Below are 19,333 nucleotides of genomic sequence, written 5' to 3'. Positions count from 1 at the left end.
CCGTGCGGGACCGTCCGAGGTCGCCCGGGCCGCGGGTGCGCACCTGCGGTCACACGCCGGTGCCGAATGCGGGGCCGCGTGCGCACACGCAGCTGGGGACGAGCGTCTCGCCGTCCACAGCCGCCCCGGAGGGCTTGTGTCCGCCTGACGGGTCCGGATGATCGTGGGCACCGGGCACCGGGCACCGGGCACCGGGCACCGGGTGGTGGCTGCCCGGACCGGGAGGGGAGGGGCACATGGTCATGGCGGGAGCGGTGCTGGGCGCCGCCGAGGCCGCGGACGAGGACGCACTCCGATGGGCGGACGCCCAGGCCCGTCTGTGGCGGGCTGCGCGGAGGTGCGCTTCGGTGTCCGCGGTGCGCTGGGAATCCGCGGCGGGTGAGGCCTTCCGGTCCGCGTGTGAGGAGCGGACCGCGGAGATCGGCGAGCTCGCTGCGCTCGCGGGCGAGGCGGTGCAGGCGATCCGCGCGCATGCGGCGGCCCTGCGGGAGCTGGCCGCGGTGCTTCCGGCCGCATCTGAGTGGGAGCTTCCCGACCTCGACCCCTCGTCGTTCTGGGGGCCGGTGGGGCAGGGGCTGCCGGGCGGTGGGCCGTGAGCAGGGAAGGTGCGGAGGACGCCGGTGGGAGCGAAGGTCCCGGCAGACGTTCGGCCCGCACGCGGGTTCCGCCGGAGTCCGCGCCGCTGCCGGACTCATGGATCCCCGTGCACATGGGGGAGCTGTTCGCGGCGGAGTGGGGGCTCCCCGCACTGCGCGCGCAGTCCGCACGGCAGTGGCCGCAGACCCTGGTTCCGGCAGATCTCACAGGTCGATGCGGGGCAGGTGGTCCTGGTGTGAGCGGCCGGCGCACAGGGCTCGCGGAGGCGAGGACCGCCGGGGATGCGTCCCCGGATGCGCCGTCCCCGGATGCGGCGGACATGGATGCGGCCGCGGGCCGCGCTGGAGTCTCCGCCGGAGCGGAGGCCGGGGAAGCCGAACGGCGACGTCGGCAGCGCATCGCACCGCTCATCCGGGCGGTCGCGGACATCGGTGCAGCCGCCTTCCTCACCTCGACCCACATCCTGGAGCGACCTCCAGGCCCTGAGCCGGACACGACCGGGGCGGGGTGCGACGCGACCGGACGCGTGGACCCGCCTCCGGGAGGAGTGGTCGTGGCGGAGACGGCGCTCGCCTCGGTGCCGGGCCGCGCACGGCCCCTCGGGGTGCTGCTGGCGGGCTGGGCGCCCTACGGGGGCGAGGCGGTGCGGAGCTCCCTCCTGCTCCGGTTCTGCGAGCTCGCGGAGCTGCCGGCTCTCCTCGCAGCCCTCTGCCTCCGGGGAGACGCGGAGAGAGCGCTCATGCTCTCCACCTGGGTGATCCCGGATGCAGCGGCCCCGCTCGTGCGGATGAGCCGCTGTGCGGACGGACAGGAGGTGCGGCGCCGTCTGCGCACGGAGCTCGTCGACGCCCTCGCGCTGGCAGGCGAGGCCGCGGCCCTGCCCGAGGCCGCCTCGCCGGGGAGCGCCGCCTCGCCCGCGGCCGCCCCGTCCGGTGCCGTCGCCTCGCCCGGGGCCGCGGCCTCTCCAGGTGCTGATGCGTGCTCCACCCGTTCGGCGCCCGGGCGTGCGCGCACGGTGGGAGTGAGCGACGGGCGCTGTGAGGTCTCTGCCTCCTCCCCGGCCCCCGCGCGCCTCTCGGGGGAGCGGACGGCATGACGGTGCCCTCGCACTCGCAGGAGGTCGTGGTCACGGGAGGCCCGCACGGTGTGACTGCTCAGCTCGAGGATCTCCGCGCCTCGGCCGATGCACTGGAACAGGTGGCCTGCGAGCTCGAGGACCTCCTCGGCATGCTCTTCCTGCCCGCGCTCGACCTCGGGGCACTGGCCGGCGTGCTCTCACCGGCGACCGGCGCGCGGGCAGAGGCCGCGTGCGCGCGCTTCCTCCTCGCCGCGGCCGGGGCGGACGTCCGTCTGCGCGGGACGGCCCTCGCGGTGCACGCGAGCGTCCGGGCCTATGAGACGACCGAGGCCGTCGTCGTCCGCTCCTTCGAGCTCGCCGTCAGTGCGGGAGCCGCATACCTGGGCAACGCCGTCCGGGCCCTCGCGCTCACCCCCGCAGGAGTGCTCGTCATCGCCGGTGCCGCCGGGATGATCCTCGGCGGTCGGACCGCGGCGGAGGCGGGACGGGTCGCAGCACAGGAGGCGGGCCTCGTCGACGCGATCGACGAGGCCTTCGGCATCGATACGGAGACACTGGTGGAGCACGGCGCCGAGGCCGTCACGGGATGGGCTGCCGAGGTCGGATCCCGGGCCGCTCACTGGGCCGGTGAGCACCCCGAGCTCACGGAGACGATCATCGACCACGCGCTGCCGGGATTCGTCGCGGGCCTCCTGGGCCATCCACCCACGGCGATACCCGTGCCGGTGGACTCCGAGCTCCTGCCGCGCGACTCGCAGACGCTGACCGGCCTGCTGCTGGTGGGGGCGAGCGGGCTGGGCCTGTTCGGCGAGCAGTCGCTGCGCGCCGGTGCGCACGCCCCCGCGGTGAATGTGAGCCGCGTGCCGGGGGCCACGCCGCCTGCCTCGCACGCTCCGCGCGGGGTGTGGGAGCTGTGGCAGCGGCAGTGGTCCCGTTCCCGTGGGCTCGACAACGGGCAGGTGCGGGTCGAGCAGATTCGCGGCTCCGGCGGACCGCGGTGGATCGTGTACGTGCCCGCGACCACCTCGGGCGCGCTGCGGCCGGGGCGGGCCACCACCGATATGGCCTCGAACCTCGAGACGGCCTCGGGCAGGAGCTCCGCCCAGCACGAGACCGTGCGCCAGGCGATGCGCAGAGCCGGCGTGCGCGGAGGGCAGGAGGTCATGATGGTGGGCTATTCGCAGGGCGGGATCGTCGCGGCCTCGCTCCTCGAGGACGAGGAGTTCCGGGAGGACTACGACGTCTCCGCGCTATTCACAGTGGGTTCGCCGGTCTCCGATTTCGCGGTGCCGGCCGAGGTGGACACGCTCTCCGTCGAGCACCGCCAGGACCTCGTGCCGCTGCTCGACGGCGACGGGAACCCTGATGGGCGGCACTGGACCACTGTGACCGCGGACCTCGATGAGGAAGCGCTGCGGGAGCGGCTGGCCGCAGAGGGCAAGGACGCCGAGGCGATCGATGCGCAGCTGTCGCGCCCCCTGTACGCGCACGGCGGCGAGCTCTACAGCCACACCATCGAGGACCTGGAGAGCGGCGGGGAGCCCGCGCTCACGGCCTGGCGCGAGCGCAATGCGGACTTCTTCTCCGGGGAGGTGGGCGGCACGCACGACTTCGAGGGGGAGCGGGGATGATGCGAGCTGGGCCACGCGATCCGCCTCGATTCCAGTTCCTGGACGATCGTTCGACAGGACCCCCGGTGATCGGAATACTGGGAGGCGGGCGCAGCGGACCGTACGGGCCGCACGATGCACGGCGCACAGGCGCACCAGCACATCGGCACTGCAGCGCATCGGCCCCCGCGGCGGGGCGGGGCTGCAGCAGAACAAAGGGGTTCTCACGTGAAGGTCTTCGAAGTCATCGCCTCCTTCCTGGCGCGCGAGAGGTCGGGCGATCCGGTGTTCGGCCTCATGGGAGACGCCAATCTCGCCTACCTCGGCGCGTTCATCGAGCGCCACGAGGGGAACTACATCGCGGCCGCGCTCGAGGGCGGCAGCGTCTCGATGGCCGACGGCTGGGCACGCATGACCGGCAGGCCCGGGGTGGCGACCGTGACCTTCGGCCCGGCCCTCACCAACACCCTCACCGCTCTCACGGAGGCGGTGCGGGCGAAGACGCCGCTCGTCCTCATCGCCGGCGACACCCCCGCCGCCAACGAGCACTTCCAGTACGCGGACACGGAGGGCTTCGCGCGGCTGGCCGGAGCGCGCTACGAGCGCGTGCTCACCGCCTCCGGCCTCGTGGAGACGATGGCCAAGGCCTTCGTCCACACCACCGCGACCTCCCAGCCCGTCCTCCTGGACATCCCGTTCCCGCTCATCGGGCAGGAGGCCGAGGATCGCGCACCCGTCCGCACCGCGCTGCCCCGGCAGGCGGTTGCACCGGACCCGGACGTCCTCGACGAGGCCCTCGGCGCGCTCCTGGGGGCCAAGCGGCCCTTCCTGCTGGCGGGCCTGGGCGCGGTGCGCGCGGGTGCTCGCGATGCGATCCTCGCGCTCGCCCGCGCTCTCGGCGCCCCTGTGCTCACCTCGCTCGCGGCGAAGGACCTGTTCCTGGGCGAGCCGGAGAACCTCGGCATCCACGGCAGCCTCTCCACCCCGGCGGCCTACGAGCACATGGGCGGTGCGGACGTCCTCATGAGCTTCGGCGCCTCGCTCAACAACTGGCAGACGGACTCGTACGAGCTGCTCCGCGGCAAGCACGTCATCCAGAGCGACATCGACCCGGACGCGCTGGGCAAGTTCGGCCCCATCGCCCTGGGCGTCGTGGGTGACGCGAAGGCCACCGCCGAGGCGCTGCTGGAGATGGTGCAGGAGGCCGGTCTGGAGCGCGAGACCGTGCCGGCGCACCTCACGGAGCTGCTGGAGCGCCCCGGGCGGGAAGCGAAGGACCTCTTCCGTCCGCACACGGGCGACGGCTTCGTGGACATGCGCGAGGTCGCGCTCACCCTGTCCGAGGCCGTGGGTGCGAAGGCGCAGCAGGTCTCCGATGTGGGCCGCTTCACCTACTCCGTCTGGCCGCACACCACGGTGGATCCCAGCCGCTGGGCCTATGCGGGCTACTTCGGTGCGATCGGCCTGGGCATCGCGACGGGAATCGGGGCCGCTGCTGCTCGCAGCGACGTCCCCACCCTGGTGTGGGCCGGCGACGGGGGTTCGATGCAGGGCCTCATCGAGGTGAACACGGCGGTGCGCCACGGCCTGCCGCTCATCTCCGTGGTCCTCAACGACGAGTGCTACGGCGCGGAGTACGCCAAGCTCCTGGGCGTGGGATCGAAGGCGGAGACCTCCTTCATCCCGTGGTCGTCCTTCGCCGCCGTCGCCCAGGGCCTGGGCGCGCACGGGGTGAAGGTGACGAGCCGGGAGGAGCTGGAGACCGTCGCCGGGCGCGTGCGCGAGGCCGCGGAGGCGCTCGCGGCGGGGCGCACGCCCGCCGAGGCCGGGCTCCCCCTGGTCATCGAGGTCATGGTCGATCCGCATAAGGTCTCGCGGCACCCGGCCGTGGTCCCTCTGGACTGAGGGGGTGTCCGAGGGGCCGATTCCGGTGCGGCTGGCACGGGGTCGGCCCCTCGTGCGTCCGGGCGACCCACCGCGCAGAATCGGCATCCACGCTTCTCACCTGCGAATACTCGGACGTAAAACTATGACGTCGGAGCTCTTGTGCTCGAACCCACCTGCCTCCGCCCAGGGCTGTGCTCACTCTCCACACGTCCGCGCGCCGCGCCTAGCGTCGAAGTCAGAACGAGACGGCGGATGCCCTCTCGGCCGAGTCGGGCCAGCCCGGTTTCGGCCCCGGCCGGGTCCGTGCGGCCTGCCGGGACCGGAGGGGCGCGCAGTTTGGCACGGCCCGGGCGCGAGGGTATTGTGTGACCACAATGTGAAACACATCACGAGGGGTCACCGCAGATCCGCGGGGATCCCGCCATCGACCGTTTCGAGCCCGCACCCGGGCGCGAACACGCTGATGAGGAGTACACGATGACATCCGACCTTACTGCGGGATCGGCTGCGAAGAGGCAGGTTGATCCGCGCATGATCCAGATGCTCACCCCCGAGGGGGAGCGCGTCAGCTCCGGCGAGTACGACGCCTTCGCCGCCGAGCTCACGACCCAGGACCTCTTCGGCTTCTACCGCGACATGGTCCTCGTCCGCCGGGTGGACGCCGAGGGGAATGCACTCCAGCGCCAGGGCCAGCTGGGCCTGTGGGCGCCCTGCCAGGGCCAGGAGGCCGCGCAGATCGGCCTCGGCCGCGCGCTGCGGCCCCAGGACTTCGTCTTCCCCACCTACCGCGAGCACGGACTCGCCTGGACGCGCGGGATCGACCCCGTCCAGCTGCTGGGGATGTTCCGCGGCCAGACGCACGGCGGCTGGGATCCGCAGGAGAACCGCTTCCACACGTACACCATCGTCATCGGCTCCCAGGTGCTGCACGCCACGGGCTACGGGATGGGCATCCAGCTGGACGGCGATGTGGGCACCGGCGATCTCGAGCGCGATTCGATCGCGGTCGCGTGCTTCGGCGACGGCGCCTCCTCGCAGGGCGATGTCTCGGAGGGGCTCACCTTCGCGGGCGCATTCAACGCCCCGGTGCTCTTCTACTGCCAGAACAACCAGTGGGCCATCTCGGAGCCCACGGACGTCCAGACCCCGGCGCCGCTGTTCACCCGCGGCCGCGGGTTCGGCGTGCCCGGCATCCGCGTGGACGGCAACGACGTCCTCGCCTCCTACGCCGTGGCGCGTGCGAGCGCGGACTCGATCCGCGCCGGCAACGGCCCCATGCTCATCGAGGCGTTCACCTACCGCATGGGCGCGCACACCACGGCGGACGACCCCACGCGCTACCGCAGCGGGGCGGAGACCGAGGCCTGGGCGGCCAAGGATCCCATCGCCCGCGTGCGCCGCTACCTGCTGAACGAGGGGGTGAGCAAGGACGAGTTCGCCGCCGTCGATGCGGAGGCCGACCAGCTGGCCGCGCGCATCCGCGCCGCCTGCGTGGAGATGCAGGCGCCGGAGGTCGCATCGCTGTTCGCGCACGTGTACCGCGAGCCGCACTCGCTGGTCGAGGCCGAGCGCGAGGAGTACCTCGCCTATCTGGACTCGTTCGCCGATGCAGACGGGAGGGGCTGACGGACGTGACGACCACAGCTGAACAGAGCACCTCCGTGCAGACGATGCCGCTGGCCAAGGCCATCACGGCGGGCCTGCGCAAGGCGATGGAGGACGATCCGAAGGTGGTGCTCATCGGGGAGGACATCGGAAAGCTCGGCGGCGTCTTCCGCGTGACGGAGGGCCTCCAGAAGGACTTCGGGGAGCGCCGCGTCATCGACTCCCCGCTCGCGGAGTCCGGCATCGTGGGCACCTCGATCGGCATGGCGATCCGGGGCTACCGACCCGTGATCGAGATCCAGTTCGACGCCTTCATCTTCCCCGCGTACGACCAGATCGTCACCCAGGTCGCGAAGCTCAACGCGCGCACCGCGGGCAGGGAGAACGTCCCGCTCGTCATCCGCGTGCCCTACGGCGGCGGGATCGGCTCCCCCGAGCACCACTCGGAGAGCCCCGAGGCGGTCTTCGCCCACCACGCGGGTCTGCGCCTCATGACACCCGCGAACGCGCACGACGCCTACTGGATGATCCAGGAGGCCGTCCGCTCCGAGGATCCCGTGATGTTCTTCGAGCCCAAGCGCCGCTACTGGATGAAGGGCGAGGTCGACACCGCCGACCGCGGGCTCGTGGGCGGGTCCGCACAGATCGTGCGTCCGGGCACGGACCTCACGCTGCTGGCCTACGGACCGCTCGTGCCCACCGCGCTCGACGTCGCCGCCGCCAAGGCCGAGGAGGGCGCAAGCGTCGAGGTCATCGACCTGCGCAGCCTCAGCCCGGTCGACTTCGACACCCTCGAGGACTCGGTCAGGCGCACCGGCCGTCTCGTCGTCGCACACGAAGCGCCCGTGTTCCTGGGGCTCGGTGCGGAGATCGCGGCCCGGATCACCGAACGCTGCTTCTTCCACCTGGAGTCCCCGGTGCTGCGCGTGGGCGGGTTCCACTCGCCGTACCCGCCGTCCAAGCTGGAGAGCCACTACCTGCCGGACCTCGACCGCATCCTCGACGCCGTCGACCGCGCGCTGGACTGCTGAAAGGACCCCATGTCTGACGTCTTCCTCCTCCCCGATCCGGGGGAGGGCCTCACCGAAGCAGATATCGTCGCGTGGAAGGTCGCCGAGGGCGACACCGTGACCGTCAACCAGATCCTCGTCGAGATCGAGACCGCCAAATCGCTCGTGGAGCTGCCCAGCCCGCAGGCGGGGGTCATCGCCGAGCTGCTCGTCGCCGAGGGCGACACCGTGGACGTGGGCTCGCCCATCGTGCGCTTCGGCGCGGATGTGGACACGCAGGGAACCGCGGGCGGTCCGGACATGCCCGCCGCCGAGGCGGTCGCCGGGGACGAGGGCGACGCGGCCGCGTCCACGGGCGCAGGCGATGCCGCACCGGCCGCCGACGAAGCCGCCTCAGGGGCCACCCTGGTGGGCTACGGCGCCGTGAGCGGCTCCTCGAAGCGCCGTCCGCGCAGGAAGCCCGCCGAGGCCTCTGCCGCGGGCGCCGCCGGTGCTGCTTCGGCCCTCGCCGGAGCACAGGCCGCGAGTGAGGCCGCCTCGGCGCCTGCGTCCGCGGGTGCCGACGTCGCCGCCTCCCGGCCGCTCGCGAAGCCGCCCGTGCGCAAGCTCGCGAAGGATCTCGGCATCGACCTGGCGGCCGTGCCTGCGACGGGTGAGCGCGGCGAGGTCACGCGCGCTGATCTGCGCTCCTTCGCCGAGGCGGCCGGGCCCCAGCCCGGTGTCGCCGCCGCTCCCGAGGCGGGGGAATCGGCTCCCGCGGCGGGTGCAGGACTCAGCGGCGCGGGTGCAGGCGCACAGGCCTCGGGAACGGGCTCAGGCCTCGGCGGCGCCGTACGGCCGACTGCCGCGCGCGAGGAGCAGGTGCCGCTCAAGGGTGTGCGCAAGGTCATGGCGAATGCGATGGTGAGCTCCGCGTTCACCGCGCCGCACGTCACCGAGGGCGTCGAGATCGACGTCACCGGCATGATGGACCTCGTCCGCAGACTCAAGGCCACCAAGCGTCTGGGTGCCGAGGTCCGGGTCTCGCCGCTGCTCATCATCGCCAAGGCGGTGGCGTGGGCGGCGCGGAGGCATCCGCACATGAACGCGCGCCTCGACGGCGAGACGATCACGGTGCGGAACTACGTGAACCTGGGGATCGCCGCGGCCACGCCGCGGGGTCTGCTCGTGCCCAACATCAAGGACGCGGATGAGCTCGGCCTCGCGCAGCTCGCGCTGGAGCTCGGCGAGCTCGTGGAGACGGCGCGGGCGGGCAGGACGACCCCCGCCGCCCAGGCCGGAGGCACCATCACCGTGACCAATGTGGGTGTGTTCGGGGTGGACTGGGGCACGCCCATCATCAACCCGGGCGAGACCGCGATCGTGGCCGCTGGGCGGATCGTGAAGAAGCCGTGGGTGGTGGACGACGAGATCGTCGCGCGCGAGGTCATGACGCTGGCCGTCTCGGCCGACCACCGCGTGGTGGACGGCGAGACGATCTCGAAGTTCCTCCGCGATGTCGCCGATGCCCTCGAGGATCCCACGGTGCTCCTGGACTGAGCGCTCACCGCTCACGCGCAGTTCGCATAACCTCGTGAGCATGAAAGCTCGGGTGCATCGCGCAAGTGCGCGGCGCACCCGAGCTTTCGCGGTCATCGGGGCTGTCCCACCGCGAGTCCTCAGGAGGGTCACGCTGTTGCGTGCAGATGCTGAGCTTTCGCGAACGTCGGGGCGGAGCTGCGCTCCTGGCTGCTCCGGGTTCCGCGCTCAGTCGTTGAGCCGGGTCGTGTCCTCGGGGCCCTCGACGGTCGAGAGCTTCTTCGCATAGCAGTTGTCGCGGTCGATCCCGAGGGAGGTGCACTTCGCGAGGGCGTCCTCGGGGCTGTCGTAGGGCTCGGCGAGCACGGTGATCCAGTAGTCGCCCATCTTGAAGCTCTGCCAGTCGCCGCTCCACAGCATGACGGCCTCGGGGTACCGCCGCCTGTTCTCCTCGAACTCGGCGAGGATGGCCGCTTCCGTCCACGTCTGCCCGCTGGTCTCGAGCCCGGGCTTCTTGGCACTGAGCTGGACCACCCAGGTCTCGGCGAGCTCGGCCTCGGCGATGCGCGTCCCCTCGGCGACATGGGCGTCGAGCTGTTCCGCAGGCGGAGCCGGAGCGGTGCTGCCGCCGCCCTCGGAGGGCTCGGGGCGCGGGCTGTCGGAGCTCTTCTCCGTCTCCTCCGCGGCGGGCGGGTCGAGCTCCGTGGCCTGCATGCCGCCCCCGGGGCTGCCGAGGACCAGGCCGAGTGCGGCTGCGACCACGACGACGAGGCCGAAGCCCACGAGGCCCCACACGACCCCGCGCCTCCTGGCGCGCCGTTCCTGCGGAGCATGCGCGTCACTGCCCGGCGCCGCAGCGTGCGTCTGTGCCCCGTACTGTCCGTACGGCTGCGGTCCGTACTTCCCGGGGCCCTGCTCTCCGGAGCCGTACGGCTGTGCGGAGAGGCCGGCAGCGCCGTGAGGTCCTGTCCCGGCCGTGCCGAATGCGCCGTCGTCCGAGCCGCCCCCGGGCACGCTGCCCGCACCGGCGGCACCGCCTCCCTGGCCGGTCCGCGGTCCGGCAGAGGGCACCGTGGGCGTCCTGCCCGAATGGTGCGCGATGTACTCGTAGTACGTGGAGTGGTCGTCGGCGGCGGAGGGCGACTGCCCCGGGTGCGGCGGCGCTCCCGGTGGCGCAGCCGAGGCGAAGGGGACGCCCGCGGCGGCAGCGGCCTGCAGATCGGCCGCGGTCAGCGCGCTCAGGGGCAGGTAGTGCAGGTCGTCGCGCAGGAAGTACTCGAGGCCGTCGGTCCCGCGGTAGCGGAGGACGGCGTCCGGACCGTACCAGAATCCCGCCGTGCCGGGATCGGACGCGGCGATTGGCGTGCCGTCGTGCGCTGTGACCGGTCGGTCGCGACCGGCCTGGGACGCGCTCGCGGGGCCGGCCCACGCGAAGGGCGAGCCGGACGGTGCAGGCACTCCGGCGCTGGAGCCCGCGGTGCCCGGCCCCGCATGAGCGGCGGCCGCCGGTGCCGAGCCCGTGGACCCCGCGCCTGGGGCACTCGCGCCGCCGTGGCCTGCGGCCGCTGGCCATGGGCCGGAGGCGCCGGAACCGCTCGGCACGGGTGTGCTGAACGCAGTGTGGTCGCTGTGCGCCTTGCGGATGCGGGGACGGGGGGACCCCGAACCGTCGGGGGAGCTCACGCGGACACCGCCAAGGTCCCGTCCCGGTGCGGCGCGCAGCACTGGCTGTTCATGGTCTCACTCTGGCACGGCGGGGGAAGGGCGGCAACACGCGCAGGTGACCGCCGCATCGCCTCGGCGCCGCACCCAGCGCTGCTCCCCCACGAGTGAGCGGTTCGTGTCGTATTCGGGGTCCAGATCCAGCACAAACCGCTCATGCGACGGCGCCATGTGCCGTGGGAGCCGCTCGCCCGACGGGTGAGGCGGGGAAGCGGGTGGGGCGACTTGCCGCGAGGGCCTCGCCCGCAATAGAATCGTCGACTGTTGTGATCGCAGTGCTGTGCCGATGCACAGTCCCGCTCCGCTCACCGGCGCTCAGGTGTCCGGCAGTCGGGTGGGGATGTGTGTGGGCCCTGCGCTGCACGTGCTCATTGAGCGCTGCACCAATGACAGGCCCCTCTCTCACAGGCTTCGTCTTCAGCGCTGGTGAGACATCGCGCGCCCCGCCGCCCGGCGGAGCGCGTCCGCACACCCGCACCGGGTGCATCCACATCACCGATCCGCGACTCCGCAGGCGCGCCCGAGCCGGCGTGCGGGAGCCGCATCCCGGTGACCGCTGTGCTGATGTCTACGGTGTGAGGCGCTCTGCGTCGAAGCGGCCTCGCCGGCCGCGGACCTCGCGGAGACCGCGCACCGCCAACTGTCGAACTGGAGGAAGTCATGGCAGCTGTCTGCCAAGTGACCGGGACCACTCCCGGTTTCGGACACAATGTGTCCCACTCGAACCGTCGCACCAAGCGCCGCTTCGACCCCAACATCCAGAAGAAGCGCTACTACGTTCCTTCGCTCCGCAAGAACGTGACCCTCACGCTGTCCGCCAAGGGCATCAAGGTCATCGACGCGCGCGGCATCGACGCAGTCGTGAACGAACTGATCGCCAAGGGAGTGAAGCTCTGATGGCCAAGGCACAGGACATTCGCCCCATCATCAAGCTCAAGTCGACTGCCGGCACCGGGTACACCTACGTGACCCGCAAGAACCGCCGCAACAACCCGGACCGCATCGTGCTCAAGAAGTACGACCCCAAGGTCCGCAAGCACGTCGATTTCCGAGAGGAGCGCTGAGCCCACATGGCAAAGAAGTCCAAGATCGCCCGCGAGAAGCAGCGGCAGGAGCTCGTCGAGCGCTACGCGGAGCGCCGTGTGGCCCTCAAGCGCCAGCTCGTGAGCCCCGAAAGCACCGATGAGCAGCGCGAGGAGGCACGCCTGGGGCTGCAGAAGCTCCCGCGCAACGCCTCCCCGGTCCGTCTGCGCAACCGCGACCAGGTTGACGGCCGCCCGCGCGGCTACCTCCGCAAGTTCGGTCTCTCCCGCGTGCGCTTCCGCCAGATGGCGCACAACGGCGAGCTGCCCGGCATCACCAAGTCCAGCTGGTGATCTCCTGTGGATTCCGCCGCGTCGCCCAGGGAGCGCGCGGACCGGTCTGGTAGTTTCAGCATCGGTTGCGGAATCCGCATTCACCGCACAGACAGCCGCACACCGTCCTGAAGGAGGACACACACATGGCCAAGAACCGCAGCGAGCTTGTCGCAGAGGTCGCAGAGAAGTCGGGCCTCACGCAGAAGCAGGTCTCCGACGTCCTCGACGGCGTCTTCGAGTCCTTCACCGAGGCCGTCGCCGCCGGCGAGAAGCTGACCATCCCGGGTTGGCTGGCCGTCGAGCGCACCGAGCGTGCCGCTCGCAAGGGCCGCAACCCCCAGACCGGTGCTGAGATCGAGATCCCCGCGGGATACTCCGTGAAGCTCTCGGCGGGTTCCAAGCTGAAGGCAGCCGCAGGCTCGCCCTCGAACTGAGTCCTTCGCGCTGAATGAGCGCCCGCACCCCTCAGGGGTGCGGGCGCTCGTTCTCGTTGCGGGGCGGACAAGGCGGCCACACGGTGCGTGCGCTGCACCCTCTCGTGCGGAACGCCTCCGCCGGAGCGCCCCGCTTCTCCGCCGCTCAGGGCCGGCGCGTATCCTGGCCCCATGCGCATCTCAGCCATCCAGCTCGGATACGGGGACGCGGAATCCCCCGCCGACCGCGTCAGCCGCGCCGCCTCGCTCATCGCCACGCAGCGCCGCAGCGACCTCATCGTCCTGCCGGAGCTGTGGCAGCCCACCGGGTTCGGGGTGCGGCACTGGGGTGAGCGCGCGGAGACGCTGGAGGGCCCCACGGTGCAGGCCATGCAGGAGGCGGCCCGCGGGATGGGCGCGTACCTGCACATGGGCTCGATCATCGAGGCGAGCCCGCGGGCGCTGGAGCGCCTGGCCGCGGTCGGCCACGACGTCATGCGCCTCCCGGAGCTGCCCGATGAGGAGCGCGGCCTCTGGAACACCTCGATCCTCATCGCGCCCGACGGCGAGGTGATCGCGCACTACCGCAAGATCCACCGGTTCGGGTTCGGCAGCGGTGAGCCGAAGATCCTCGCACCGGGGGAGGAGCTCGTGACGGCGGACATCGAGGCGGACGGGCGCACCGTCCGACTGGGCCTGGCCACGTGCTACGACCTCCGCTTCCCCGAGCTGTTCCGCGGCCTCCTCGACGCCGGCGCCGAGGTCTTCGTCGTGCCCGCCGCGTGGCCTGCCCCGCGGGTGGACCACTGGAGCCTGTTCGCACGCGCCCGGGCCGCGGAGGACTTCTGCGCCATGGTCGCGGTGAACTCGGCCGGCTACCACGCGCGCACGCAGATGGGCGGTCACTCCGCGATCATCGACGCCGCCGGGGACGTCCTCGCCCAGGCCGGTCCGGAGGAGACGATCCTCACCGCCGAGCTCGACCTCGAGTCCGTCGACCAGCGCCGCAGCGGCTTCCCCGCGCTCGGCGACCGTCGCCTGTGACCCCTGCCGCATCGGGGCGCACCCGCCCAGCGAAGCCCGCCGCCCCCGCGGAAGCCACCGGAGCCTCCGATGCGCGCGCGGCCGCCGCTCGCATCGCCGCACTGCCGCTCTTCCTGCTCCTGGGCGCCGTCGTCGGCTCGGTCGCGCTCGTGCTCACAGGTGCCGCGGCTCCCACCGTCATCGGCGATTCCGGTCCGCTGGGCCGCTGGGGTCTGCCGACCGCGGAGTTCGTCTTCAACACGGCGATGTCCCTCACGGTGGCCGCCCTCGTGCTCGCCGTCCTCGTGCTCCCGCGCACGCAGGGCCGGAAGGGAGGCCTCGACCCCGACTGGCTGCGCCTGCTCGCAGTGGCGCAGGCGGCCTCGGCGCTCTGGGCGCTCTCCAGCGTGGCCGTCCTCATCTTCAGCTACATCGACACCGCGGGCAGCGCGGCCTACCAGGGCGATCTCTCCGGCCAGCTGTGGTCGTTCATCACGGTCATCCCCCTGGGGCAGGTGTGGCTGGGCATCACCGCGCTCGTGGCGGTCGCGAACCTGTGCGTGTTCGCCTTCCGCTCCTATGCCGGCGTGGCCGCCGCGCTGGTCTTCTCCGCGCTGCCGATCGGACTCCTCGCACTCATGGGCCATTCCGCGGAGGCCTCGGGGCACACTCAGGCGGTGGGCAGCCTCGCGGTGCACCTGCTGGGCGTCGTGCTGTGGGCCGGTGGCCTCGTCGTCCTCTGCCTGCTCGCCCCGGGACTGAGCCGGCGCCCTGACATGGGCGTGATCGTGGGCCGGTACTCCACGATGGCGCTCATCGCCTTCTGCCTCGTCTTCTACTCCGGTCTGGTCAACGGCTCCCTGCGCGTGCGCACCCTCGCGGACTGGTGGGGCACCCCCTACGGGCTCGTGCTCGTGGCGAAGCTCGCGCTCACGCTCCTGCTCGGTGTGCTCGGCTGGCTCCACCGCCGGTCCGTGCTCAGCCGGCTCCCCGGCGCCGAGGCCGATTCCGGCCTGCTGGGCCCCCTCCTCGGGCGGGGCGCGGCTGCCGGCGGTGCAGCGGCCTCGGGAGCGGCTACCTCCTCGGGCACGGCGGGCGGGGCTGCGGGGAAGGGCCGCGCCGCCGAGGCCGGAGCGGGCAGCCGTGCGGCCTCGGCGCTGTTCTGGCGGCTGGTGCTCGTGGAGGCGGCCGTGTTCGGCGCCGTGAGCGCGCTGGGCGTCGTGCTGTCGCGGACGGCCCCGCCCGTGCCGGACGAGGCGCCCGCGGCTCCCACCGCCGCCGAACTCCTCACGGGCGAGCCGCTGCCGCCTCCGCCCAGCTGGGCCACCTACTTCACGGAGTGGCGCATGGATCCCATCTGGGTGGTGATCACGGTGGGCGCCACTGTGCTCTACCTCGCCGCCGTCATGCGGCTGCGCGCACGGGGGGATCACTGGTCGACGGGGCGGACGATCTGCTGGGTGGCCGGCATGGCCGTGCTCTTCTACATCACGAGCGGCGGCGTGGCGGTCTACGGCCACGTGCTGTTCTCCGGGCACATGATCCAGCACATGGCGCTCGTGATGATCGCGCCCGTGCCCATGGTCCTCGGCGCGCCCATCACTCTCCTCATGCGGGCGCTGAAGCCGCGACGGGACGGCTCGCGGGGCCTGCGCGAATGGGTCCTCGTCCTCGTCCACTCGAAGTACGTGAGCTTCTGGGCGCACCCCATCGTCGCGGCGGTGAACTTCGCGGGCTCCCTCGTCGTCTTCTACCACTCGGGCATCATGTACTACGCGCTGGACACCCACGCGGGGCACGAGATCATGATCGTGCACTTCCTCGCCGCCGGGTACCTGTTCGCGCAGTCGATCATCGGGATCGACCCCGGTGTGAAGCGGTTCCCGTACCCCGTGCGCCTGCTGGTCCTGCTCATCACGATGGCCTTCCACGCCTTCTTCGGGATCTCGATCATGTCCGGCGAGGCCCTCATCGCGGGTGACTGGTACGGCAACACGGGCCACGACTGGGGCTTCTCCGCGCTCGAGGACCAGATGGTGGGCGGCGAGATCGCATGGGGGATCGGCGAGCTGCCGACGCTCTCGCTGGCCGTCCTCCTCGCGGTGGAGTGGTTCACCTCCTCCACGCGTGAGGCCAAGCGCAGGGATCGTTCGGAGGACCGGACGGGGGACGCCGAGCTCACCGCCTACAACGAGATGCTGCAGAAGCTCGCCGCGCGCGACGAGGAGGCGCCCCACGGCCCGGGCGGCACCCCTCCGGCTCCGGGCGGACGCCCGCGCTGACGGGCCCTGCCGGGCTGCGGAGCGCACATGGCATCTGCGCAATTGCAGGACGGAACTGGGCGGTTCCTGGCAGTGTGTCTTGAATCACCCGTGCTCCAGGGCCCATGATGGTTGTCCGTACAGCAGGAGCGGGAGGCAGCAGCCCCCGCCTCCGACGGAACCGCGGCGGCGGAACCGGCGACAGCGCAGTCGGCGCACAGATCCGCGTGAGGCGGACCGTGGACCGGGGCGCGCACGTCCATCGCCCACTTCTCCTGGAGCAGACATGTCCACAGGCTCAACGGCGAGCGGCCAGCCTTCGCAGCGCTCACAGCTGCAGAAGGTCGTCGCCGCCTCCATGGCCGGCACCGTCGTCGAATGGTACGAGTTCTTCCTCTACGCCTCGGCGGCGACGCTGGTCTTCAACCACATCCTCTTCCCGCAGTCGGACAACCCCTTCGACGCCATCATCCTGGCGTTCGGGACCTACGCGATCGGCTTCATCGCCCGCCCTGTGGGCGGCATCGTCTTCGGCCACTTCGGGGACAAGCACGGCCGCAAGAAGCTGCTGCAGCTCTCGATCATCCTCGTGGGCGTCTCCACCTTCCTCATGGGCTGCCTGCCGACCTTCGACCAGATCGGCTACGCGGCTCCCATCATCCTGGTGACCCTGCGGTTCATCCAGGGCTTCGCGGTGGGCGGCGAATGGGGCGGGGCGGTGCTCCTCGTGGCCGAGCACTCGCCCAACAAGGACCGCGGGTTCTGGGCGTCCTGGCCGCAGTCCGGTGTGCCGCTCGGCAATCTGCTTGCGACCGGCGTGCTGTTCGTCCTCACCGCGACGCTGTCCGAGGCCGCGTTCCTCTCGTGGGGCTGGAGGATCGCCTTCTGGCTCTCCGCCGTCATCGTCATCATCGGCTGGTACATCCGCACCCGCGTCTCCGATGCCCCGATCTTCCAGGAGGCCCAGGCCGAGGTCGTGGAGGATGACGCCGGCTACGGCGTGATCGAGGTCGTCAAGCGCTATCCGCGCGGCGTGTTCTGCGCCATGGGCCTGCGTCTCGTCGAGAACATCCACTACTACCTCGTGGTGACCTTCACCATCACCTACCTGTCCATCCAGGTGGGCATCGAGAGCGCCGAGATCCTCGGACTGCTGCTGGGCGCGCACGCGATCCACGCCGTGATCGTGCCGCTCATCGGCAAGCTCACCGACATCGTGGGGCGCAAGCCCCCGTACCTCGTGGGCATCCTGCTCACCGCCACCTGGGGCTTCTTCGCCTTCCCGCTCTACGACACGGGCGAGCCGCTCATGATCTTCCTCGGCATCCTCGCAGGCCTGATCTTCCACGGCTTCATGTACGCGGGGCAGCCGGCCATCATGTCGGAGATGTTCCCCACCCGCATGCGGTACTCGGGCGTCTCGGTGGGCTACCAGGTGACGGCGATCGTGGCGGGCTCCTTCGCTCCCATCATCGCCACCTGGCTGCTGCGCGACTTCGGCTCCTCGGTGCCGATCGCGATCTACCTCGCGATCGCTGCGGCGATCTCGCTCGTGGCGCTCCTCTTCACCCGCGAGACCCGCGGTGTGGACCTCATGGAGGTCGACCGCATGGACGCCGAGTCCCGTGTGGCGCAGCGCAAGGGCAAGCTCGACGACCTGCCGAGCGCCTGAGCATCTGAGCCCCGCGCGTCCGGGCCGGCCGACAGCACATCCGTCGAGCCGGCCCCGATGCGTGTGCCGGGGGCGCACAGGTGCGGTCCTGTGGGCGCCGTCCGCCGAGGTGCGCAGGCCTCGGCCTCTCTGCGCGCCGCCCGCCTCGCCGGGTGCCCGCCGCTCTCCTCAGCGCCGTTCGAGGATCCGCAGCACCGTGTCCCGGAACCGGTGCACCGTGAATCCGGCCTCCGCGGCCTCGGCGGCGAAGCGCTCGGGGGAGGGGTGGTGATAGACGTGCTCGACGGTCTCCTCCGTCAGCACGCGCTCGTCCTCGAGGCTGAGGTAGGTCATGCGCCACCGCATCGCCTCCTCGCCCACCGGCCAGGCCTCGGCGATGCCCCGATAGGCGATCTCGCCGATCTGCGCAGCGGTGAACTCGCAGGGCTCCACCCGGCGCGGGTGCGCGGGCTCCTGCAGGTCGAGAAGTGCGACACCGCCGCGTGGCAGGCGCGCGGCGAGCTCCGCGAGGACGCCCGTGCGCTCGCCCGCGTCGAAGTGCCCCAGCACGCCGATGGCGAGGGCGCCTCCCAGCCGGGCCGGCAGCGTCGCCTCGAGGAAGTCCTCGGGCCGCACCGTGATCCGGGTATGCCATTCCGGGTGCTCGGCGATGCGGCCCAGGGCGAGGCTCCGCATCGAGCGGCTGGGCTCCAGCGCCACGATGCGGGCTTCGGGAGCGTGCTCGAGGACGAATGCGGCGTTCGCGCCGGAGCCCGCACCGATGTCGAGGACCGGGCCGTGGTCGTGGCGGAGCCGGGGCAGGATCTCCCCGAGCGCGGATTCGCACGGTCTCCTGTAGGGGTGGGCGAAGAGGTCGTAGGCGCTTGCGGTGGCTGCGTAGGGGTCGTCCACTGCGGGTCCTTTCGTCTGCCGCTGACGTGCGGGCGCGGAGCGAGCCGTCCCGGGCCCAGGTGTCCGGGTCGGGTTCCGCCGTCGCTCACATAGGTAATGAGATCGACTATCAGTGATGGTAGTCGACTGCCTCCGCATGCAGTTATAGTCATATTGCAAAGTGTGCATATGTGTGATGGAATGAGGTCATGGGCGCAGAACCGGGGATCGCGGCGGCGGCTCGGCTGTTCAAGGTGCTCGGCAGCGAGTCGAGGCTCGGCCTGCTGAGGATCGTCGAACGGGAGCCGCGCACCGTCGGGGCGCTGTCCGAGGCGACGGGCATGTCCCAGCCTCTCGTCTCCCAGCACCTCCGCACATTGCGGCAGGCTGATCTGGTGCTCGCGCGGCGCCGGGGCAAGGAGGTGGTCTACGAGATCGCGGACCGCCATGTCGCGCACGTGATCGCCGATGCTCTCGCCCATGTGATCGAGCCTGCATCCGCAGGTTCCGACATCGAACCCCCGCGAAAGGACGCATCATGACCGCAGCAGACGCGCACGAGGCCCACCACACCACCCAGGAGCACCAGCACGGCGAGGGCTGCGGCCACGAGACCGTGCAGCACGGCGATCACGTCGACTACCTGCACGACGGCCACAAGCACGCCCTCCACGGCGATCACTACGACGAGCACTGAGCTCCCCGCGTA

General features: G+C 71.6%; 18 protein-coding genes. 16 read left to right on the top strand and 2 right to left on the bottom strand.

Annotated features, from left to right (window positions below):
* Positions 1 to 236 precede the first annotated feature (236 nt).
* From K318_RS0104045 to K318_RS0104015, 7 genes are all read left to right on the top strand, one after another.
* On the top strand, positions 237 to 596 hold the full coding sequence (locus K318_RS0104045) for a hypothetical protein (RefSeq protein WP_029088533.1): 360 nt from the start codon (positions 237 to 239) through the stop codon (positions 594 to 596).
* A gap of 236 nt (positions 597 to 832) precedes the next feature.
* Positions 833 to 1,693 carry a hypothetical protein gene (locus K318_RS0104040; protein ID WP_029088532.1) on the top strand — a complete coding sequence of 287 codons (861 nt, stop codon included), beginning with the start codon at positions 833 to 835 and terminating at the stop codon, positions 1,691 to 1,693.
* On the top strand, positions 1,690 to 3,306 hold the full coding sequence (locus K318_RS0104035; RefSeq protein ID WP_029088531.1) for a hypothetical protein: 1,617 nt from the start codon (positions 1,690 to 1,692) through the stop codon (positions 3,304 to 3,306). The genes K318_RS0104040 and K318_RS0104035 overlap by 4 nt, the downstream gene beginning before the upstream one ends.
* Positions 3,307 to 3,513: 207 nt before the next feature.
* Complete coding sequence (locus K318_RS19265) at positions 3,514 to 5,190, top strand: thiamine pyrophosphate-binding protein (protein WP_051297481.1); 1,677 nt, start codon at positions 3,514 to 3,516, stop codon at positions 5,188 to 5,190.
* Between the two features lie 459 nt (positions 5,191 to 5,649).
* Entirely contained in the window at positions 5,650 to 6,798 is a 1,149-nt protein-coding gene (pdhA, locus tag K318_RS0104025) for a pyruvate dehydrogenase (acetyl-transferring) E1 component subunit alpha (protein WP_029088530.1), read from the top strand.
* Between the two features lie 44 nt (positions 6,799 to 6,842).
* On the top strand, positions 6,843 to 7,808 hold the full coding sequence (locus tag K318_RS0104020; protein WP_035280620.1) for an alpha-ketoacid dehydrogenase subunit beta: 966 nt from the start codon (positions 6,843 to 6,845) through the stop codon (positions 7,806 to 7,808).
* Between the two features lie 9 nt (positions 7,809 to 7,817).
* Complete coding sequence (locus K318_RS0104015) at positions 7,818 to 9,326, top strand: dihydrolipoamide acetyltransferase family protein (protein WP_029088528.1); 1,509 nt, start codon at positions 7,818 to 7,820, stop codon at positions 9,324 to 9,326.
* Between the two features lie 207 nt (positions 9,327 to 9,533).
* Here the strand turns inward: K318_RS0104015 and K318_RS24565 are convergent, their stop codons facing one another.
* Positions 9,534 to 10,763: a hypothetical protein gene (locus tag K318_RS24565; protein ID WP_051297479.1), complete on the bottom strand. Its 1,230-nt coding sequence runs from the start codon at positions 10,761 to 10,763 to the stop codon at positions 9,534 to 9,536.
* 924 nt (positions 10,764 to 11,687) lie between these two features.
* Here K318_RS24565 and rpmB point away from each other — a divergent pair.
* The 7 genes from rpmB to K318_RS0103975 all read left to right on the top strand — a co-directional run bounded on the left by rpmB (position 11,688) and on the right by K318_RS0103975 (position 17,754).
* Positions 11,688 to 11,924, top strand: coding sequence for a 50S ribosomal protein L28 (gene rpmB / locus K318_RS0104005; RefSeq protein WP_029088527.1), 237 nt, complete (start codon positions 11,688 to 11,690; stop codon positions 11,922 to 11,924).
* Positions 11,924 to 12,091, top strand: coding sequence for a 50S ribosomal protein L33 (gene rpmG, locus K318_RS0104000; RefSeq protein WP_029088526.1), 168 nt, complete (start codon positions 11,924 to 11,926; stop codon positions 12,089 to 12,091). Before rpmB ends, rpmG begins: the two co-directional genes overlap by 1 nt.
* 6 nt (positions 12,092 to 12,097) lie before the next feature.
* Positions 12,098 to 12,403, top strand: coding sequence for a 30S ribosomal protein S14 (gene rpsN, locus K318_RS0103995; protein ID WP_029088525.1), 306 nt, complete (start codon positions 12,098 to 12,100; stop codon positions 12,401 to 12,403).
* A 125-nt stretch (positions 12,404 to 12,528) separates the two neighbouring features.
* Positions 12,529 to 12,819 carry an HU family DNA-binding protein gene (locus K318_RS0103990; RefSeq protein ID WP_029088524.1) on the top strand — a complete coding sequence of 97 codons (291 nt, stop codon included), beginning with the start codon at positions 12,529 to 12,531 and terminating at the stop codon, positions 12,817 to 12,819.
* Positions 12,820 to 12,990: 171 nt separating this feature from the next.
* Positions 12,991 to 13,842: a nitrilase-related carbon-nitrogen hydrolase gene (locus K318_RS0103985; protein ID WP_029088523.1), complete on the top strand. Its 852-nt coding sequence runs from the start codon at positions 12,991 to 12,993 to the stop codon at positions 13,840 to 13,842.
* A complete protein-coding gene (locus tag K318_RS19255; RefSeq protein ID WP_245579745.1) occupies positions 13,839 to 16,103 on the top strand; it encodes a bifunctional copper resistance protein CopD/cytochrome c oxidase assembly protein in 2,265 nt (754 codons plus the stop codon). Before K318_RS0103985 ends, K318_RS19255 begins: the two co-directional genes overlap by 4 nt.
* Positions 16,104 to 16,368: 265 nt before the next feature.
* Positions 16,369 to 17,754, top strand: a complete 1,386-nt coding sequence (locus K318_RS0103975; protein ID WP_029088522.1) for an MFS transporter — start codon at positions 16,369 to 16,371, stop codon at positions 17,752 to 17,754.
* Between the two features lie 168 nt (positions 17,755 to 17,922).
* On the opposite strand, the gene K318_RS19250 is transcribed toward K318_RS0103975, so the two are convergent.
* Positions 17,923 to 18,645 carry a class I SAM-dependent methyltransferase gene (locus tag K318_RS19250; protein WP_051297477.1) on the bottom strand — a complete coding sequence of 241 codons (723 nt, stop codon included), beginning with the start codon at positions 18,643 to 18,645 and terminating at the stop codon, positions 17,923 to 17,925.
* Positions 18,646 to 18,833: 188 nt separating this feature from the next.
* On the opposite strand from K318_RS19250, the gene K318_RS0103965 reads away from it, so the two are divergent.
* A complete protein-coding gene (locus K318_RS0103965; RefSeq protein ID WP_029088521.1) occupies positions 18,834 to 19,166 on the top strand; it encodes an ArsR/SmtB family transcription factor in 333 nt (110 codons plus the stop codon).
* Positions 19,163 to 19,321, top strand: coding sequence for a hypothetical protein (locus K318_RS19245; RefSeq protein WP_035280237.1), 159 nt, complete (start codon positions 19,163 to 19,165; stop codon positions 19,319 to 19,321). Before K318_RS0103965 ends, K318_RS19245 begins: the two co-directional genes overlap by 4 nt.
* The last annotated feature ends 12 nt before the right edge of the window (positions 19,322 to 19,333 follow it).

Origin of the sequence: Brevibacterium album DSM 18261 (genome assembly GCF_000426445.1) — a bacterium.
GTDB lineage: Bacteria > Actinomycetota > Actinomycetes > Actinomycetales > Brevibacteriaceae > Brevibacterium > Brevibacterium album.
The sequence above is the reverse complement of the archived record's forward strand: the minus strand, read 5'-3'. Positions and strand labels throughout refer to the sequence as shown.